Annotated in this window: 16 protein-coding genes; 8 read left to right on the top strand and 8 right to left on the bottom strand. The window is 41.5% G+C overall.

Translation table 11 applies throughout. The features are described 5' to 3' along the window. Positions 1–199 precede the first annotated feature (199 nt). Entirely contained in the window at positions 200–1384 is a 1185-nt protein-coding gene (locus FTU72_RS06435) for an MFS transporter (RefSeq protein ID WP_180016737.1), read from the top strand. 305 nt (positions 1385–1689) lie between these two features. Here the strand turns inward: FTU72_RS06435 and FTU72_RS06430 are convergent, their stop codons facing one another. The 6 genes from FTU72_RS06430 to uvrB all read right to left on the bottom strand — a co-directional run bounded on the left by FTU72_RS06430 (position 1690) and on the right by uvrB (position 8349). Beyond that, complete coding sequence (locus tag FTU72_RS06430; RefSeq protein ID WP_005107387.1) at positions 1690–2160, bottom strand: hypothetical protein; 471 nt, start codon at positions 2158–2160, stop codon at positions 1690–1692. A 37-nt stretch (positions 2161–2197) separates the two neighbouring features. After that, positions 2198–2566 carry a helix-turn-helix domain-containing protein gene (locus FTU72_RS06425; protein ID WP_180016739.1) on the bottom strand — a complete coding sequence of 123 codons (369 nt, stop codon included), beginning with the start codon at positions 2564–2566 and terminating at the stop codon, positions 2198–2200. Positions 2567–2778: 212 nt separating this feature from the next. Beyond that, a complete protein-coding gene (locus tag FTU72_RS06420) occupies positions 2779–4236 on the bottom strand; it encodes a glyceraldehyde-3-phosphate dehydrogenase (protein ID WP_004782721.1) in 1458 nt (485 codons plus the stop codon). 246 nt (positions 4237–4482) lie between these two features. Beyond that, complete coding sequence (gene rarD, locus FTU72_RS06415) at positions 4483–5415, bottom strand: EamA family transporter RarD (protein WP_034702892.1); 933 nt, start codon at positions 5413–5415, stop codon at positions 4483–4485. Positions 5416–5582: 167 nt separating this feature from the next. Then, positions 5583–6182: a lipocalin family protein gene (locus FTU72_RS06410; protein ID WP_004782725.1), complete on the bottom strand. Its 600-nt coding sequence runs from the start codon at positions 6180–6182 to the stop codon at positions 5583–5585. Positions 6183–6327: 145 nt separating this feature from the next. Continuing rightward, positions 6328–8349 (bottom strand): excinuclease ABC subunit UvrB, encoded by a 2022-nt coding sequence (gene uvrB, locus FTU72_RS06405; protein ID WP_180052560.1) that lies wholly within the window; start codon positions 8347–8349, stop codon positions 6328–6330. A gap of 577 nt (positions 8350–8926) precedes the next feature. Here uvrB and FTU72_RS06400 point away from each other — a divergent pair. Further along, positions 8927–9715, top strand: a complete 789-nt coding sequence (locus FTU72_RS06400) for a hypothetical protein (protein WP_034580895.1) — start codon at positions 8927–8929, stop codon at positions 9713–9715. A gap of 57 nt (positions 9716–9772) precedes the next feature. Here FTU72_RS06400 and FTU72_RS06395 read toward each other — a convergent pair whose 3' ends face one another. Then, positions 9773–9952 carry a hypothetical protein gene (locus FTU72_RS06395; RefSeq protein WP_004782731.1) on the bottom strand — a complete coding sequence of 60 codons (180 nt, stop codon included), beginning with the start codon at positions 9950–9952 and terminating at the stop codon, positions 9773–9775. A 445-nt stretch (positions 9953–10397) separates the two neighbouring features. Between FTU72_RS06395 and FTU72_RS06390 the strand changes: the two genes are divergently transcribed. From FTU72_RS06390 to FTU72_RS06375, 5 genes are all read left to right on the top strand, one after another. Continuing rightward, the gene (locus FTU72_RS06390) at positions 10398–11492 is read left to right on the top strand and encodes an OmpW family protein (RefSeq protein WP_034702885.1); all 1095 of its coding nucleotides are present in this window, start codon (positions 10398–10400) and stop codon (positions 11490–11492) included. A 181-nt stretch (positions 11493–11673) separates the two neighbouring features. Continuing rightward, on the top strand, positions 11674–12888 hold the full coding sequence (locus FTU72_RS06385) for an MFS transporter (protein WP_180052559.1): 1215 nt from the start codon (positions 11674–11676) through the stop codon (positions 12886–12888). Beyond that, on the top strand, positions 12881–13015 hold the full coding sequence (locus tag FTU72_RS16390; RefSeq protein ID WP_257218399.1) for a hypothetical protein: 135 nt from the start codon (positions 12881–12883) through the stop codon (positions 13013–13015). Before FTU72_RS06385 ends, FTU72_RS16390 begins: the two co-directional genes overlap by 8 nt. A gap of 185 nt (positions 13016–13200) precedes the next feature. Beyond that, entirely contained in the window at positions 13201–14160 is a 960-nt protein-coding gene (locus tag FTU72_RS06380; RefSeq protein WP_180052558.1) for a TauD/TfdA family dioxygenase, read from the top strand. Positions 14161–14461: 301 nt separating this feature from the next. Then, the gene (locus FTU72_RS06375) at positions 14462–14791 is read left to right on the top strand and encodes a four-helix bundle copper-binding protein (RefSeq protein ID WP_004782738.1); all 330 of its coding nucleotides are present in this window, start codon (positions 14462–14464) and stop codon (positions 14789–14791) included. A 99-nt stretch (positions 14792–14890) separates the two neighbouring features. Here the strand turns inward: FTU72_RS06375 and sthA are convergent, their stop codons facing one another. Continuing rightward, positions 14891–16306: a Si-specific NAD(P)(+) transhydrogenase gene (gene sthA / locus FTU72_RS06370; protein WP_005234884.1), complete on the bottom strand. Its 1416-nt coding sequence runs from the start codon at positions 16304–16306 to the stop codon at positions 14891–14893. 217 nt (positions 16307–16523) lie between these two features. On the opposite strand from sthA, the gene lipA reads away from it, so the two are divergent. Continuing rightward, a complete protein-coding gene (lipA, locus tag FTU72_RS06365; RefSeq protein WP_004782741.1) occupies positions 16524–17537 on the top strand; it encodes a lipoyl synthase in 1014 nt (337 codons plus the stop codon). Positions 17538–17714 lie beyond the last annotated feature (177 nt).

The following is a 17714-nucleotide window of genomic DNA, read 5'->3' as shown; positions in this document are numbered from 1 at the left end:
ACTATTCCATGAAGATCGCTCATTTCAAGGGTAATTTCATTCAGCTTGTCTCAAAATACAAAACCGTCTGAAAAATATTCAGACCTATAAAAATTCAAAATATAGTTTTTAAAGCTTAATTGATCGTTTTTTATTATTTCTGATTTGGCATCGAGCTGCCTATAGTGCTCAACGTCGAAAAAGAGCCCATGGTATAGCTATGACCACAGAAAAGAATTCTGTCAGCCCATTGTCATCACAATTTGTATTACTTATGGCAATGGCATGTGGTCTCTGTGCCGGATCAGCTTATTTTAATCAGCCCTTAATCTATTCAATCGAGGAAAGTTTAGGAATTACAACCAGTCAGGCTGGCTTAACGGTAGTAATCGCCCAGATTGGATACGTACTGGGCTTAATGCTGTTAGTACCATTGGGAGATTTCTTGAATAAACGTAAGCTGATTGTCAGTCTGATGGTCTTTGCAGCCATTTCGCAGATTCTGCTTTCATTCAGCACGACTTTATCAACGCTTTATGTGTTTACCTTATGTGCGACATTTGGCGCAATCTCGGCTCAGGTTTTAATCCCTTTTGCTTCTACGATTAGTCCATCTGAATCCAGTGCTACCATTGTCGGTAAACTGATGAGTGGCTTGGTGATGGGCATCATTCTGTCGCGGACTTTTGCTGGCTTTGTTTCGACCTACTGGTCTTGGGAAGGTGTTTACTTATTTAGTGGAATCATTACCCTGCTTTTTGCCACTCTCATGTGGAGAAAACTACCGGATACTCAACCGCAGGCGGGTTTGACCATTGGCAGTATCTATCGCTCTTTATTTGTCATCGCTAAGCAGAACCCGCATCTGATTCGTCGTGCCTGCGCAGGTGCTTTAGGCTTCGGTATTCTATCTATGGTCTTTACTTCCATGACCTTCGTACTAGGTAGCGCACCTTACCATTTCACTGATTTTGAAATTGGCCTGTTCGGCTTACTCGGTGTGATTGGAATTTATTCATCAAGCTGGTCAGGCAAAACCGTAGGACAAGGCAGAGAAAATCTGGTCGCCAAGCTATGTATTGCTTTAATGCTCAGCTCTACACTGCCCTTATATTTTGCCCAGCAGAATATTGTGATCTATGCGATTGGCGTATTGATGGCTTATTTTGGCCTGACCGCATTCCATGTATTAAATCAGAATCTGGTTTATCGGATTGACCTGAAATCACGTTCCAGAATTAATGCAGTATATATGACCATTTATTTTAGTGGTGCAGCTTTAGGCTCACTCGGTGCGGTTTATGCCTGGGAGCACTTTGAATGGGTTGGTTGTGTGGTACTTGGCCTTGTTTTCTCGATTGGGATTTTGCTGATTGATCGGTGGGATTTTAAGAGGATGGAATAATTTTATATGTAATAAATAATAGACTTCTTTCATAAGTCAGAGAATACTCCATATTAAATTTATAAAATCAGCACTGCCTCACATTGCATTTTTTATTTTGATACCTTTGAGTGGGCCATCGCTCTACTTTTGAAAGGTCAAAAGTAGCAAAAAACCTTTTGTTTCCCATACACAACATCCTTGTTGTGATGGGAAACGTGTGGCATCCCTGCCACACTTATGAATCCAATACCAACTCAAATCTATTGTTTATTTTAGATATATAATTTACTTATAGTCATTAAAAAATGATTTATGAAAGAAATTTATTTTTGGTGTTTAAAATATGCCATAAGTAAATATTTAGATTCTTTAATTACTTCACGCATTACCTCAACTAGGTAAGGAAAATTATTATCTAGAATGATATTTTTAAACTCAGCTCCTTCAAATTTTTCTAATGTCTTATATACTCTTGTAATCTCATCTTTTAACTCTAATAGCTCATCATGCTTATTGAAGGTGAGTTCATAAAAAAACTGGGCTTTCGATCTTATTTTTAAAGCTATATTCTTAAGATTTTCGAGTTCTACTATAGCTCTTCTTTGGTTCATAATTGCACTATGAACTTCTAAGCATTGACTATCATAATCATTTATTAACATTAATAATGATTGAGCCTCATTAGCTATTACTTCACTACTTTTCTGAGTCTTCCATTCCTTTGAAATCAGCCATGCCACCCCAGCCGCTATAAGCGTGGCCGTTGCCCCCCAGTCCCAATTAGATATATCCATTTACTGTCTCTTCTAAATTTAATCTAAATTAAATTTGTTATATACGTTCTTTATTTTCCAAAATCTCAGGCAGGCTTTTCTCAATCCAGCCAATCAAATTCATTATTTTTTCAGCTGCTTGTGAGCCAGTAATCGTCAACTGATATTCTACTTTAGGTGGCACCACCGGATAGACAGTACGCAGAATAAAACCATCTTGTTCCAGCATTTTTAAAGTCTGGGAAAGCATCTTTTCACTGACACCTTCAATGCGCTGTTTCAACTCGCTAAAGCGATGCACACCTTCACTCAGGCAACGTAAAACCAAGATCGACCATTTATTGGTGAGATGTTCCAGTATTTCACGGGATGGGCATTCATTAGATAGCACCTGCCCCAGTAATGGACTGATTGCATACTTGGTCATTGAAGAGTTCCTTTCTTGATCACGGTTTTTAGTTATTACTTACTATTTTTAATGTACTTACCATTTGTAAGCTAACAGATTCATATGAGCGTATCAAGGTGAATTTTCCATCAATTAATGCATATGATTTGATAAAACTAATTTTCCACCTTTATCTTCCACAATAAAAAAGAGCCTCAAAAGAGGCTCTTTTTTTAGATGACTTCTACAAATTATGCATTTGTTTCAGCAGGAACTTTTGGATAGCTTACGCCGCCCATTTGTTCAGCAATGCGAAGTACCTGGCAGCTATAACCTACTTCGTTATCATACCAAACGTAGCAAGTTAAACGGTTGCCTGAAGTGATGGTCGCTTGAGCGTCGAATACACCTGCAGTACGAGAACCGATAAAGTCAGAAGATACAACTTCGGTCGAGTTTGTATAACCGATTTGACCTTGAAGGTTAGAATTGATTGAGATTTGGCGAATGTATTCATTTACTTCATCACGATCAACTTCTTTGTCTAAAGTCAGGTTCAGAATTGCAAGAGATACGTTTGGCGTAGGAACACGTACAGAGTTACCAGTCAACTTGCCTTTCAGTGCAGGAAGTGCTTTCGCAACCGCTTTAGCAGCACCAGTCTCAGTAATAACCATGTTCAATGTTGCAGCACGGCCACGACGATCAGCTTTATGGTAGTTGTCGATCAGGTTCTGGTCGTTTGTGAACGAGTGAACTGTTTCAACGTGACCATTGATCACTGTGTATTTGTCGTTTAACACTTTCAGTGTTGGAGTGATCGCATTGGTAGTACAGCTTGCAGCAGAGATGATTTGATCTTCATCAAGGATGTCAGCCTGGTTCACACCAAATACAACGTTCTTCATGTCACCTTTACCAGGTGCAGTCAGAATTACGCGAGCAGCGCCTGGACATTTCAGGTGTTGAGCAAGACCTTCAGCATCACGCCATTTACCAGTGTTGTCGATCACTAATGCATTTTCGATACCGTATGCAGTATAATCCACTTCAGATGGATTAGATGCATAGATCACTTTGATGAACTGGCCGTTTGCAATGATTGCTTCGTTTTCTTCGTCTACAGAAATCGTACCCGCAAATGGACCGTGGATTGAGTCACGACGTAATAAAGACGCACGTTTTTCAAGGTCACCGTCAGATGATTTACGAACTACGATTGCTTTCAGGTTCAAGCCGCGGCCTAGACCTGACTGGCTGATCATCAAACGGGCAAGGATACGACCAATACGACCGAAACCGTAAAGCACAACATCTTTACCTTCTACAGAAGTTGCATTGCCTTCAAGTGATTTCACAGCGTCAGCAACGAATGCGTTAACATCACCACCTTTTGCTTTGAATTCAACAGCAAGTTTGCCTAGATCAATTTCAGCAGTACCGATGTTTTCCACTTTTGCCAATGCTTCAAGGATTGGGAAAGTGTCTACAACAGAAAGCTCAACGTCTAATACGCGAGTACGACGATGCGCTTTAAGGATCTGGATTACAGAACGGTTAATTAAAGAGCGACCGTAAACTGTAGCTACGATATTTTTTTCACGATATAACTGACCTACTAGGGCAATCATACGTTCCGCAAGTTCTTCACGGTTTTTCCAACGACCTTGGTGCTCTGCATGGAGGGCAACGATAGTGTCTTTGCTCACAGATACGTCCTCTAATTAATTGTAAATCTAAGCATAAATTTCAAAACCCGATAATTGTAATGGAATTGGCCGCAAGTTTGAATCAAAAGCTGATTAACTCTGGCCGAAAATCCGATATATTCACTATAAATTTTGAAAATAATTGTAATTAGTCAGATGATTTTGCATTTAAAATTTGAAAAATCATCTATTAACTATAAAAACCAGATTTTTGTTAAATGTTGTTTATTCAGCCAAATTTATCATTCAAGAATCTAAACGTTTCTGATAACGCTCTAAATTTTGTGCTAGTGTCAGGCGTCTTTTTCGTTGTTCAATAATGTGTAGTATACCTTCAATTACCAACAATACGACGGCCAGCCAGATCGGAAGATAGGTCAGCCATTCGCCGGCTTCAACCCGCTCCCCTAATGCCATAGACGCAAAAGCCAAAAGTACTGGCTCCAGATAGCTCAGCAGACCAAAAATTACGAAAGGCAGATAACGGCTTGCCAGAATATAACTACCTAAGCCTAAAGCACTTAAGAAGCCCAAACCCAACACTGCCAAGATGAGATGAGGGAAACTGACCATAAGCTTGAGAGAATCGCTATGTACAAAGCCCAGATAGAAAGCCACTGGCAGAATCAGACACAAGTCCCACCAGAATCCACCCAAGTGATCCGTACCAAAGCGACGGCGCAGGAAGAAATACAGTGGATAAGCCAAAGCCACATAGACCGTTTCCCAGGCGATCGAACCGATTCGCCAGATTTCATGTCCCACACCTAATATGGCCAGTGCGACTGCTGCCATCTGCCAGCGCGATAGTTTTTCCTTATAAAGCACACATCCGACCAGCACCATGACTAAGGGCAACAGGAAATATCCTAGGGATACCTGTAAACCGCGGCCATTAATTGGTCCCCATAAAAAGAGCCACAACTGTGTCGTACATAACAGGGAACTGATGATCAACCAGAGCAGAAAAGCAGGTTGTTTGAGAATGCGTTTTAAAATTTGAGTGATATGGCTGAGGTCACCTGACCACCACATGAACGCAGTCAAAAATGGAATGGTCGCCAACATCCGCCAGGCAAAGGTCTGTTCACTGTCTAAAGGCTGCAAAAATGGCGTGAATATATAAAGAACACCAAATACTACTGATGCCAATACCGATAATGCAATGCCTTTATACATGCTTCAAACTCAAGATCATTCCAGCGCATTATAACGATTAGTCTAAAATAAAGCTTGAAGATTCATCTGACCAAAGGTGATAGCAAGGCAAAATATATAATTCAAAAAAGAGAAGCATTAAAAAACCATGCCGAAGCATGGTTTTTATACCTAACCCAAGTGGCCTTTTATTTTCTTGCCTGTTGGGTCTGTTTGGTATGAATCACATCACTCAAATCATAACCCACAGATTGCGCATATTGCAGGTATTCATTCACCACGTTCTGATCCAGTTGAGGATCACGTGACAATACCCACATATATTTACGTTTAGGCTCGCCGACCAGTACGGTTTGATAATTATCATCCAGTTTCAATACCCAATAATCGCCACGGCCCACTGGCAACCAGCGAATAAACTCTGGTAAGAAACTTACTTTGAGCTTGGTGTTATAAGGTGCATTCTGAATGTATGCCTCACCTACGGATTGGGTCACCTGACCATTTTTCTGGATACAGCGGTTATCTACATTAACGTTACCATTTTCATTTAATGTATACGTCGCCGTAACATCACGATCACACTTGTTCTGGAATGTAAGTGGTTTACGAGCCACTTCATACCAGGTGCCCAAATAACGATCCAGTTCAACTTTCTCTACAGTGGGTAAAGAATCGTTCTTGGCATAAGCCATAGTTGCAGCCCCGAGTCCAAGTAGAACTGCACCACCCACTGCAATTTTTGCAAGTTTCAATCCCGCATGAGGGAGATTATTTTTAGTTGTCATACGATACCTATTTGTTGATCAGGACAAAATTTTCAACATGAATATTTCGTACTTACAATAGCGGCATCCGCAGACATACTTTGTAGCATTATGTTAGATTTGTGATTGATTTTACGTAATTTAAATCTGTAATTTACACACAGACCTAACTTAACATCTGCGCTTTTAAACGTAAAATTTCATCCCGTATACGTGCAGCCTGCTCAAATTGTAGCTCTTTTGAAGCCTTGAGCATTTCTTTCTCCAGTTTATTGATATGCTTCGCGAACATCTTTGGATCGGCCATGATATGGCGTTCATCTGCACTGATCGCACGGGCCTGATCGGAAGCTTTCAGCTCAATAGTTTCATCATCCAGCACTTCACCCGTATCAATTTCCTTAATCACCTGACGTACTGCACTACGTGGTGTAATACCATGCTCTTCATTGAACTGAATCTGTTTGGCACGACGGCGTTCAGTCTCATCAATGGCTTTTTGCATTGAATCGGTGATGCGATCCGCATACAAAATCGCTTTACCTTTCAAGTTACGCGCAGCACGACCAATGGTCTGAATCAATGAACGTTCTGAACGCAGAAAACCTTCTTTATCCGCATCCAAAATCGCAACCAGTGAAACTTCTGGCATATCTAGACCTTCACGCAGCAGGTTAATGCCGACCAGAACATCGTGCACACCGGTACGCAGCTCATGAATAATTTTCACACGCTCAACAGTATCAATATCGGAGTGCAAATAGGCAACCTTGATTCCGTATTCTTTTAAATAGGACGTCAGGTCTTCTGCCATACGCTTGGTCAAGGTCGTCACCAGCACACGTTCATTCATTTCCTTACGGATATTGATTTCAGACAGTACATCATCGACCTGAGTCAGGACTGGACGGATTTCAATTTCCGGATCAATCAGACCGGTTGGACGAACCACCTGCTCGACTACCTGTTCAGATTTTTCCAGTTCATATCGTGCAGGTGTGGCACTGACGTACACGGTCGTCGGTACAATACGTTCCCATTCCTCAAATTTCATTGGACGGTTATCCAGCGCACTTGGCAAGCGGAAACCGTAATTCACCAGATTTTCTTTACGGGAACGGTCACCTTTGTACATGGCTCCAATTTGTGGAACAGTCACGTGCGATTCATCGATAATCAGCAAGGCATCATCGGGTACATAATCAAAAAGCGTCGGCGGTGCTTCGCCTGCCGGACGGCCCGATAAATGACGTGAATAGTTTTCGATCCCGTTGGTATAACCAAGCTGCTGCATCATTTCTAGATCATAACGGGTACGCTGCTCGATCCGCTGAGCTTCCAGCAACTTGTCATTTTCACGGAAAAAGACCAGACGTTCTTTTAACTCATCTCGAATCGTTTCAATCGCGCGAGCCAAATTGTCTTTCGGTGTTACATAGTGACTTTTAGGATAGATCGTGACACGCGGCACTTTACGGATCATTTTCCCGGTTAAAGGATCAAACCAGCGAATGGAGTCGACTTCATCATCAAACAGCTCAATCCGGATGGCATCCTGATCCGATTCGGCTGGGAAAATATCAATGATCTCACCACGAATACGATAGGTACCGCGCAGGAATTCCAGTTCATTACGCGAATACTGCATTTCAACCAGACGGCGAATAATATCATCACATCCAATACGGTCGCCTTCGACCACATGCAGCAACATGCTCATATAGGCATTCGGATCACCCAGACCGTAAATCGCAGACACTGAAGCGACAATAATTGCGTCGCGACGTTCTAAAAGTGCACGGGTGGCCGAAAGACGCATCTGGTCAATGTGGTCATTAATTGCCGCATCTTTCTCGATAAAGGTATCTGAAGATGGTACATAGGCTTCTGGCTGATAGTAGTCATAATAACTGACAAAATATTCAACCGCATTATTCGGGAAAAATGCTTTAAATTCGCCGTAGAGCTGTGCAGCCAGCGTTTTGTTATGGGCCATGACAATAGTCGGACGCTGGGTACGGGCAATGACATTGGCCATAGTATAGGTTTTACCTGAACCGGTAACCCCCAGCAAAAGCTGATCGTGATAGCCTTTTTCTATACCCTTGACCAGCTTTTCAATGGCCTGTGGCTGATCGCCAGCAGGTTGATAATTGGTCACCAGTTCAAAGGGTTGTTTATCACTCATAGCTTTAATCATTTCACTGCGGATATCGACTCAATTTATTATGGGGGTAAAACTGAATTACTCAATCCCTATCCAGGTTTCTGTTTAGTAAAATAAAACAGTATCATTGTCATTATTTTATAGTGCTTTACTTTACTTAGATTTAATGAATAAGGTACAGATCAATCCAAATCAATTTTGAATTATGCAACAATCAATATAAAATTGAGATCTTTAAAAATTATAAAAAATTGGCAGGATAATGAAAGATAAAGAGTATCGTGAAATCGTGACTAAGAATCAGTTTCGCTATATGGGCACAATCATATTTTGTTTGGGCCTTTTCTATTTAGTTAGCGTTATTTACTTTCTTATTCAAAAACACTTTTTTTAAAACTCACCCATGAGTATCACTTGTGCAAAAGAATAAATTAAGCATTTTCAGACAACAACTTTATTTAGGTTTACTCGGTATGCTGTTTTGGATCATGGGTGGAATATTGTCCTATCTGTTTGGCTAGTCCTGCATAATAATACCTTGACCCTTATTCAATTCAAAGGCAACATGAAGCTAATCAGGACATCGAATAAAAAAGCCATGACTTACCATTATCACGATGAAAGTATTGTTAAATCTCTGCCAGAAAATACGGTATTTGTTTTCGGAAGCAACTTGGCTGGACAACATGCCGGAGGAGCAGCCAGAACAGCTTATGAGCATTTTGGGGCGGTCATGGGGGTTGGTCGTGGCTGGGCAGGTCAAAGTTATGCCATTCCGACTATGAATGAGCATTTGCAACAGATGCCTCTCTCACAAATCCAGCACTATATTGATGACTTCAAGATTTACACCAAGAACCATCCTAAAATTAAATATTTTATTACTTCGGTCGGTTGTGGCATTGCTGGTTATAAAGTCGAAGAGATCGCTCCAATGTTCAAAGGCATTTCTCACAATGTCATTTTTCCGCAATCTTTCCGGCCTTTTGTAGAAAAAGCGCTTCCGAAAATTACGTCGCAATTCCTGCATACCATCTTTCGGGATTCGGTGATTTTTACTCCGGCAACAGATGAGCTGATTGATGTTCTGGCACTGACCGACAATGAAAAGAGTCTGGCCAAGATTCTGCTTAACACTCAGATTTATCCGGTCGACAGCAATGGCCGCGATCGTGTATTTGAGATTGAAGATATTCTGCATAACCTGAATGGCAAGATTTTTGATTTCCAGAATAATTCTGAAGGTTCCATGCTGTTTGGTGCTGTGATTTTGGCACTTCTGGAACTTTATAATATCAATGAAAAAGACTTTATTGATGTCTGGAAAGGTGATCGTGAGATTGCCCCACCAAAACCTGAAAATAAAGCACGTAAAACAGTTCGCTAAGGTAGCTCCCAAATTTTACTCATAAAAAAGCCATGAACTTCATGGCTTTTTTATTTTTTAACGTTTGCCCATTGAACGGCGTGTACCACGAGGTGGCATCCAAGTCCGGTCGGCATAACGCTGCGGTTTAGGTCGTAGATCTTCCAGAACCTCATCTGAAGCAGATTGTTCTGCTTGTTTTAATGGAAACGGTAAATTAACCAAGGGCTTTTTCTTGGGAGAATTTTGGGAGCTCATGCGCAATACTCAATAATTTATGCGGCTATTGTACAAAAAAACTCTATCTGCTGTGTACCACCGGTTGGCTAAATTTATTCAAGCTTTTTCTAGTAGGTTTTGAGCAGAAAATTTTCTGATTTCTTGTACAAATCACGTCCAGGATAGAAAGCTTAAATCATTATTTAAAACTTAGATTAATGAGAAAAATGTTACCCACTTATTATTCTATTACTTCGATAAAACTGAAAATTTTATAAAAATTAATATCCTATTTATCTTCACTATTCATAATAATTTTTACATAAATATATATTTTATTAATACAATTTATACAAATTTTGGCATTTTTTACTTTCTGTTAACTTTTCACTACTCGTTCTGTAACTGTGTAAATTGGTGAGATTTAACTAAATTGTTCAATAGAAAAACAAATAACTAGCACGGACAAGGAGTCCTCTGAACAATGAAGACAATCATGGTATGCATGGCAGGTCTAGCCACACTACCCCTGCTTGCACATGCAGAATCCCCATATTTCAGCCTACAGGATGGCGATGGCTTTAAGCGATTTTCCGTTTCAGTCGGTGCACTGCATGTCATGCCACAAGGAAAAGCACAACCATTTGCGGTAAATACAGCAGTTCAAGATGGTGAAACGGCTAAAGTTGGTGACATCTCGATCGCTGCAGTCAAAGGCAATCTTGATCCTGCTATGGAGTCGAATCTTTCAACCGGCTTCATTAACCTCATCGATGGCTTAGGCGGAAAAACTTTATCTGGCAATTTAAGTGGCAGTGCAGAGATTTATGGCTTGGAAAGCTGGAATAATGCTGGAACAGGTCTGGAAGCTGATGATGTCACTACACTCGGGATCATGACCAACTATTTCTTTACCGACAATGTCTCACTGGAAATAAAAGCCGGCATTCCTCCCAAAGTCGACTTGCAAGGTAAAGGCAAGATTTATGCACCATTCTCTGCAATGGCAACGCCAAGTATTGATTTAATTCCTCAAATACCGGGTGGCATTGATTTACCGAGTATTGACTTAAAAAATGACATCCCGATTACGGATCTGGAAGCATATGGACCGGCAGCATCTGCACGTGCCTGGACCCCGGCTTTTGAATTTCAGTACCATTTTGGCAAAACAGGTGTCAATAAATTCCGTCCTTATGTCGGGCTTGGACTCATGTATGCCTATTTCAATGAACTGGAAATCAATTCAAGTACTGAACAAGACCTGATTAAAGCCGGTCATATGATTGCCAACATTAAGGAAGGCAAAGCTGGCGCTTCTCTAGATGGGATAGAAAGTAGTGCTAATCCAAAAGTTGATCTGGAAGCGTCTGATGCTTTTGCTCCTGTCGCGACTGTCGGCTTCACTTATGACTTTAATGATACCTGGTTCGCGGTAGGTTCTGTATCTTATGCTCATCTGAAAAATGACACCACGATTACGGTAACAGATGCAAATCTAGGTGAACTGATTCGCTCCAAAGCCGATATTGAAGTCAATCCAATTCTGGCCTATGCCGGATTCGGGATGCGTTTCTAATCAATTAATTCTTTCATTAAAAAAACTGAATACTTCAGGACAACGGCTACGGCCGTTGTTCTGTTTTCTGACGTTCTATGCAGCTATAAAAAAAATTTATCGTTTGATTAATTTTTATTTTATCGCCTCTCTAGGTTGAATCGAATACTATATCTATCAACTTTATATGCATGAATGACTTATGGCTGACAGTCAATTTTCCAGAACCCTGATTTTTATGCTGATTGGCGCTGCCATTATTCTGGCTTTATCTTTAGGGATTCGTCATGCATTTGGCCTGTATCTGGTACCAATGAGTGAAGAATTTGGCTGGGGTCATAATGTCTTTAGTTTAGCCATTGCCATGCAGAATTTGATCTGGGGTGCTGTTCAACCCATTACTGGTGCCTTCGCTGACAAATATGGCAGCAAGATTGTCGTTGCCGTTGGCGGTGCCTTATATGCGCTTGGCCTGTTATTGATGGCTGTCAGTTCAACCGGATTATTGTTGAATCTCAGCGTCGGACTGATTTTAGGTCTGGCCTTGTCTGCCACCTCTTTCCCGGTTTTATTATCTGCGGTTGGACGAGCTGCACCACCTGAAAAACGCAGTCTGGCAATGGGGATTGCCAGTGCAGCAGGCTCCTTCGGCCAGTTTATTATGCTGCCTTCAACATTATTACTTTTACAAAATGTCGGCTGGTCAGCAGCACTTGTCGTTAGCTCAATTTTAATCGCTTTGATTGTACCTTTGGCCTGGATGCTAAAAGCCCCGATGTATGTCGATCCGAATGCGACTCCTACACCGAATAAGGTATCACTCAGCTTTAAAGAGATTTTAGTGGTAGTCAAAAACCATAAGCCATTCTGGTTTCTGGCGATGGGCTTTTTTGTCTGTGGCTTTCAGGTGGTCTTTATCGGGATTCACCTGCCAGGCTATCTGATTGATCATGGTTTCAATGCTACAACTGGTACCATTTTTCTGGCGCTGGTCGGCCTGTTTAATGTTGTCGGTACCTATACGGCTGGTTGGCTCGGTGGAAAATATTCCAAATCACGTCTGCTAATGGGCTTATACGGTCTGCGCGGGCTTGCAATTATCGCCTTTCTGATGCTGCCTTTAAGCACCTGGACGGTCTATGCGTTTGGTGTCATCATGGGATTATTATGGCTTTCTACCGTACCACTGACCAACGGTATTGTTGCCAATATGTTTGGCGTGAAATATCTGACCATGCTCAGCGGGATTGTATTCTTTACCCATCAGGTCGGTTCATTCTTTGGCGGCTGGCTCGGCGGTGTAAACCATGACATGAGTGGCAATTATAATGCGGTATGGATGCTGTCGATTGCCTTAAGTATTTTTGGTGTACTGGTGCACTTATGGGTAAATGAGGAGCAAATCGTACATGACTGATTCCACCTTTCTGCTCAAGCTTTCCATTGCGATAGCAATGGTACTTCTCCTCGCTATTTCTCTATTGCTCTGGAGCCAGACTCCAGAACTGTTTGAGTACTTTAATCAGGCTTTTTGCGCACACTGATTGTCAAATATTTGACATTTTTCAGCAGCTTTAGGACTTTGTTTTGCCATTTTAATTAAAAGATATCAAATCAATCATTTAGATATTTTTATTAAGTTTTTCATAAGTTTAGCAATTCTTTTGATTTTATTTTTGCTCTGGTTTTTTTTAGATTTTCTGCAACAAGAAAATTCAGAGACTTTCCAATGACAAGCTTGACCCAACTTTCACAAGCCATTCACGATGCACCACGCTGGCATCAGCAAGATCAGTTTCAGAATAATGATGAAATCAAAATTGTCCCGCAGGCAGATCAAGCCCTAGGCGCAGTGGTTTATGGCCTCGATGCCCGTAAAGCCCAATCTGGCGAAACCATCCTGCGTCTGAAGCAAGCTCTGGCTGAACATTTAATCCTGATCTTTAAGAATCAAAGTCTGGATGATCTACAGTATCTGGCATTTGCCACCTATTTCGGTTCGATTTTCCGTCCAGATGCCGACACGCCAGTGCTGGCTTCTAAAACAGATACGGGCACTCCACCTGATGTCGTACCAGTTTCCAATGCAGTCGGTCAAGGGGATTACACCGGTCATGGTGAACTTGCACCGCATGCCGATCACCAGTGGACACCGTTACCTTCTTTTGGCTCTTTACTCTATGCCATTGAACTGCCAAAAGACGGTGGCCAGACGTCCTGGATCAATACCATCAAGGCTTATGAAGCCTTAGATGAAAAAACCAAAGCAAAAATCGATCAATTACAGCTCATTACCTATAATCCATTTGTACGCTTCCAGAGCAATAAAGGTGGTAATGCGTATGCGGGAAATATGCCAAAATATCGCTTTAAAGATCAGCCAATTTTAGGTCATGCCTATCCGCACCCACTGGTACGCACCCATCCTGAATCTGGCCGTAAAGCACTTTGGTTAAATACCCATACTGAAGTTGAATTAGTGAATTATGACGATCAGGCAGGTAGTGAACTGATTGCAAAATTACGTGAGCATGTCTTAAAACCTGAATTCGCTTATGAGCACCATTGGGAAGCAGGCGATATCGTGTTCTGGGACAATCAGGTTACTCTACATTCACGCCGTCCTTTCCCTGCTGATCAGCGCCGTTTATTAAAACGTATCAGCCTGGCAGGTAGTCGTCCATTTTAATCACCATAAAAATATAATAAAGAGAAAGGTCATTTAAGCCTTCGACAATAACGACTCATCATGTAGATTTTCCGCCATTGAGGAATGACCGCCTCAATGGTTTTATTTTTAAATTTTTAGTCATCCTATTTTGGGAATATCAGGATAGAGGTTTTAAATTAAATTTTTTAAAAATACAGCTTTTAACAAAATCGGCAATTGGATTACTTTTTCTCACTCAAACTGCCTAGTGTATTTTTCCTTTTCTGCTTAGCGTATTAAAAAAACAAGCCATTGCCATAGCTGCAAAAAGGAGAAGAAAATGAACGAGATTCAGTTTTCAGATTGTGTTCGTGCATGTATGACCTGCTCTCTGGCCTGTACCAACTGTGCCAGTGCCTGCCTGAAAGAAGAACATTTAGAAATGATGCGGGAATGTATCCAGCGCTGTCTGGACTGTGCTGATCTGTGTCAGCTCTGCGCCCGCATGCAACAAAAGCAATCTCCATTTATCAAAGAGATTTGCGAGCTATGCGCTAAAGCTTGCGATTATTGTGTAGAAGAATGTGGCCATCATGAGGATGATCATTGCCAGCAATGTGCCGAAGCTTGCCGTCGCTGTGCTGAAGAATGCCGCAAAATGGCAGCCTAATTTCCAGCATTACTGACAAGATTGAATTTTTTCAATCTGGAAAATAAAAAACCCGCAAGCCAAACCTGCGGGTTTTTGATCTAACCTGAATAAATCAAATTAGAATAAACGGTTCATACCATTCAAGGTTGCCACACGATAGGCTTCTGCCATCGTTGGATAATTGAATGTGGTTTCCACAAAATACTTGATCGTATTGTTCGGGCTGTTCATGACTGCCTGACCAATGTGGATAATCTCCGATGCATTATTACCGAAGCAATGAACACCCAGAACTTCCAGCGTATCGCGATGGAACAGGATTTTTAATTCGCCAACTGTATCACCGGTAATCTGCGCACGCGCCAGATGACGGAAAGAAGCCTGACCCACTTCATACGGGATTTTTTCTTCAGTCAGCTGCTGCTCAGTTTTACCGATCGAAGAAATTTCCGGAATGGTATAAATACCAGTCGGAATATCAGTCACAGGTGCAACGTCTTGTTCACCGCTCATGTTGGCACCTGCACAACGACCTTGGTCATAGGCAGCAGAAGCCAGTGATGGCCAGCCAATCACGTCACCTGCAGCATAGATATTTTCAACTTCAGTCTGATACTGCTCATTCACGGTTAATTGACCACGACTGTTTGGTTTCAGACCAATATTTTCAAGGCCTAAACCATCAGTATTCCCTGAACGTCCGTTACACCACAGAATAGCATCAGCTTTAATTTTCTTGCCGCTTTGTGTATGCAGAACGACATAATCATCAGAAGTTTCAAGGAAGTCGATCTGTTCATTATGACGGATCAATACACCCTGTTCACGTAAGTGATAAGACAGTGCATCGGAAATTTCGTCATCCAGATAGCTGAGCAGTTTTGGTTGAGTATTGATCAGGTCAACCTTATGTCCCAGACCAATAAAGATCGATGCATATTCACAGCCAATCACACCTGCGCCATAAATAATGATTTTTTGGATTGAGAAATCCAGATCCAGAATTTTGTCTGAATCAAATACACGTGGATGATTGAAATCAAGAATCTCTGGACGGTATGGACGTGAACCAGTCGCAATCACCAGTTGCTGGAACATAATAGTTTCTTTTATGCCATCTGGTGTAAATACAAAGATCGTATTTTCGTCTTGAATGTAAGCACGACCATGATAGATATCAATCTTGTTACGGTCATAAAAACGTGAGTGAGTATCCACCTGCTGCTGAATCACTTTATGTGCATTGCGCAGTACCTGTTTCATGGTGAATTGTTTCCATTCACCTACTTTTTGAAACATTGGATCACGTTGATAACGGATAATGCTGGATACCGTTTGACGCAATGCCTTACTTGGAATCGTACCTACGTGAGTACAGTTACCACCCAGCTGTTCACGCATATCCACAATTGCAACACGCTTACCCGATTTGGCAAGTTTCATTGCCGCGCCTTCGCCCGCAGGGCCTGAACCTAGAACTACCGCATCGTACTTAACGAAAGTCCCACTAACGACCTCTTTTTTACGTGGCATTCAACGCTCCTTAAAATTAAAAAATTTTGCTTTAATCTACGCTATATTATGACGTAATTGCTGCCAATTTGGTGTATTTAACTTACATATATTGTGTGATAAGAACATTTTTTAAATGAATAATCCTTTTCGCCCTATTTCACCCGAGTTTCGTTATAATTAAAAAAGTGTTAACTTTGATTTATCTCCCTCCTTCAAAACAGTGGAAAAGTTATATATGTCTGAAAACCGTAAACCTGAACAGGGTATCAAACTTCGCGGCGCAGAAAAGGTCGCCCGTATTCCTGTAAAAGTTGTTCCTACGGTTGAAACGCCACGTAAGCCGGACTGGATCCGCGTGAAAATGGCCGCTCCCGAGGAAGTTCAGCGTATTAAAACTACACTTCGTCAGCAAAAACTGCATACCGTATGTGAAGAAGCTGCCTGTCCGAACCTGCCTGAATGTTTTGGTGGGGGTACAGCAACCTTTATGATTATGGGTGATATTTGCACGCGTCGCTGTCCGTTCTGTGATGTAGCACATGGTCGTCCAAATGCGCTCGATCCAGATGAACCGCGTCATATGGCAGAAACAATTGCCAACCTGGGTCTGAAGTATGCAGTCATCACTTCAGTAGACCGTGATGACCTATTGGATGGCGGTGCACAGCATTTTGTAGACTGTATTAAAGAAGCTCGTGCTTTGAGTCCAAAGACTTTGCTGGAAATTCTGGTACCTGATTTCCGTGGTCGTATGGACATCGCTTTACGCATCATGACTGAATGTCCACCAGACGTGTTTAACCACAACATTGAAACTGTGCCACGTCTGTATAAAGCCATGCGTCCAGGTTCTGATTATCAGCACTCTTTAAATCTGTTGAAAATGTTTAAAGATTATTGCCCAGAAATTCCAACCAAATGTGGTTTGATGGTCGGTATTGGTGAAACTGAAGAAGAAGTTCTCGCTCTGTTAGACGACCTGAAAGCACATGACGTGGATTATGTAACGATTGGCCAGTATCTACAGCCATCTAAACAGCATGCGCCAATCGACCGTTTTGTAACGCCAGAAGAATTCGAACGTTATGCAGAACATGGCCGTAAGCTTGGCTTTAAGAATATCTGGTCAGCACCGATGGTACGTTCAAGTTACTTTGCGGATCGTCAATACTACGGCGAACCGGTTCCAGAAGTACGCCGTAAAGTTGATCCAGCGAAGAAAATCGCTGTACAGGCAATTGAAGCTTAAAATGACTTAGATCAAAGCCCTCTCAAGTAGAGGGCTTTTTTATGCCTAACTAAATTTGTATTTGTTCACTTTTTAATTATTTTAACTACCCTCTCTTAAAGATTAAGTTATTACTTATCTTCACATTTCTTTGCGTGTTCTCACTTGAAGACTGTGCATTTTTCAAACAATCTCAAA

Source organism: Acinetobacter sp. YH12137 (genome assembly GCF_013418535.1).
In the GTDB taxonomy this organism is placed as follows: Bacteria; Pseudomonadota; Gammaproteobacteria; order Pseudomonadales; family Moraxellaceae; genus Acinetobacter.
The sequence above is the reverse complement of the archived record's forward strand: the minus strand, read 5'-3'. Positions and strand labels throughout refer to the sequence as shown.

Excerpts from the sequence above, each read along its gene's own strand:
- FTU72_RS06435 (WP_180016737.1), top strand. The coding sequence starts at position 200 with ATGACCACAGAAAAGAATTCTGTCAGCCCATTGTCATCACAATTTGTA.
- FTU72_RS06380 (WP_180052558.1), top strand. The coding sequence starts at position 13,201 with ATGACAAGCTTGACCCAACTTTCACAAGCCATTCACGATGCACCACGC.
- sthA (WP_005234884.1), bottom strand. The coding sequence starts at position 16,306 with ATGCCACGTAAAAAAGAGGTCGTTAGTGGGACTTTCGTTAAGTACGAT.
- FTU72_RS06430 (WP_005107387.1), bottom strand. The coding sequence starts at position 2,160 with ATGGATATATCTAATTGGGACTGGGGGGCAACGGCCACGCTTATAGCG.
- FTU72_RS06385 (WP_180052559.1), top strand. The coding sequence starts at position 11,674 with ATGGCTGACAGTCAATTTTCCAGAACCCTGATTTTTATGCTGATTGGC.
- FTU72_RS06425 (WP_180016739.1), bottom strand. The coding sequence starts at position 2,566 with ATGACCAAGTATGCAATCAGTCCATTACTGGGGCAGGTGCTATCTAAT.
- FTU72_RS06390 (WP_034702885.1), top strand. The coding sequence starts at position 10,398 with ATGAAGACAATCATGGTATGCATGGCAGGTCTAGCCACACTACCCCTG.
- FTU72_RS06375 (WP_004782738.1), top strand. The coding sequence starts at position 14,462 with ATGAACGAGATTCAGTTTTCAGATTGTGTTCGTGCATGTATGACCTGC.
- rarD (WP_034702892.1), bottom strand. The coding sequence starts at position 5,415 with ATGTATAAAGGCATTGCATTATCGGTATTGGCATCAGTAGTATTTGGT.
- FTU72_RS06395 (WP_004782731.1), bottom strand. The coding sequence starts at position 9,952 with ATGAGCTCCCAAAATTCTCCCAAGAAAAAGCCCTTGGTTAATTTACCG.
- uvrB (WP_180052560.1), bottom strand. The coding sequence starts at position 8,349 with ATGAGTGATAAACAACCCTTTGAACTGGTGACCAATTATCAACCTGCT.
- lipA (WP_004782741.1), top strand. The coding sequence starts at position 16,524 with ATGTCTGAAAACCGTAAACCTGAACAGGGTATCAAACTTCGCGGCGCA.
- FTU72_RS06400 (WP_034580895.1), top strand. The coding sequence starts at position 8,927 with ATGACTTACCATTATCACGATGAAAGTATTGTTAAATCTCTGCCAGAA.
- FTU72_RS06410 (WP_004782725.1), bottom strand. The coding sequence starts at position 6,182 with ATGACAACTAAAAATAATCTCCCTCATGCGGGATTGAAACTTGCAAAA.
- FTU72_RS16390 (WP_257218399.1), top strand. The coding sequence starts at position 12,881 with ATGACTGATTCCACCTTTCTGCTCAAGCTTTCCATTGCGATAGCAATG.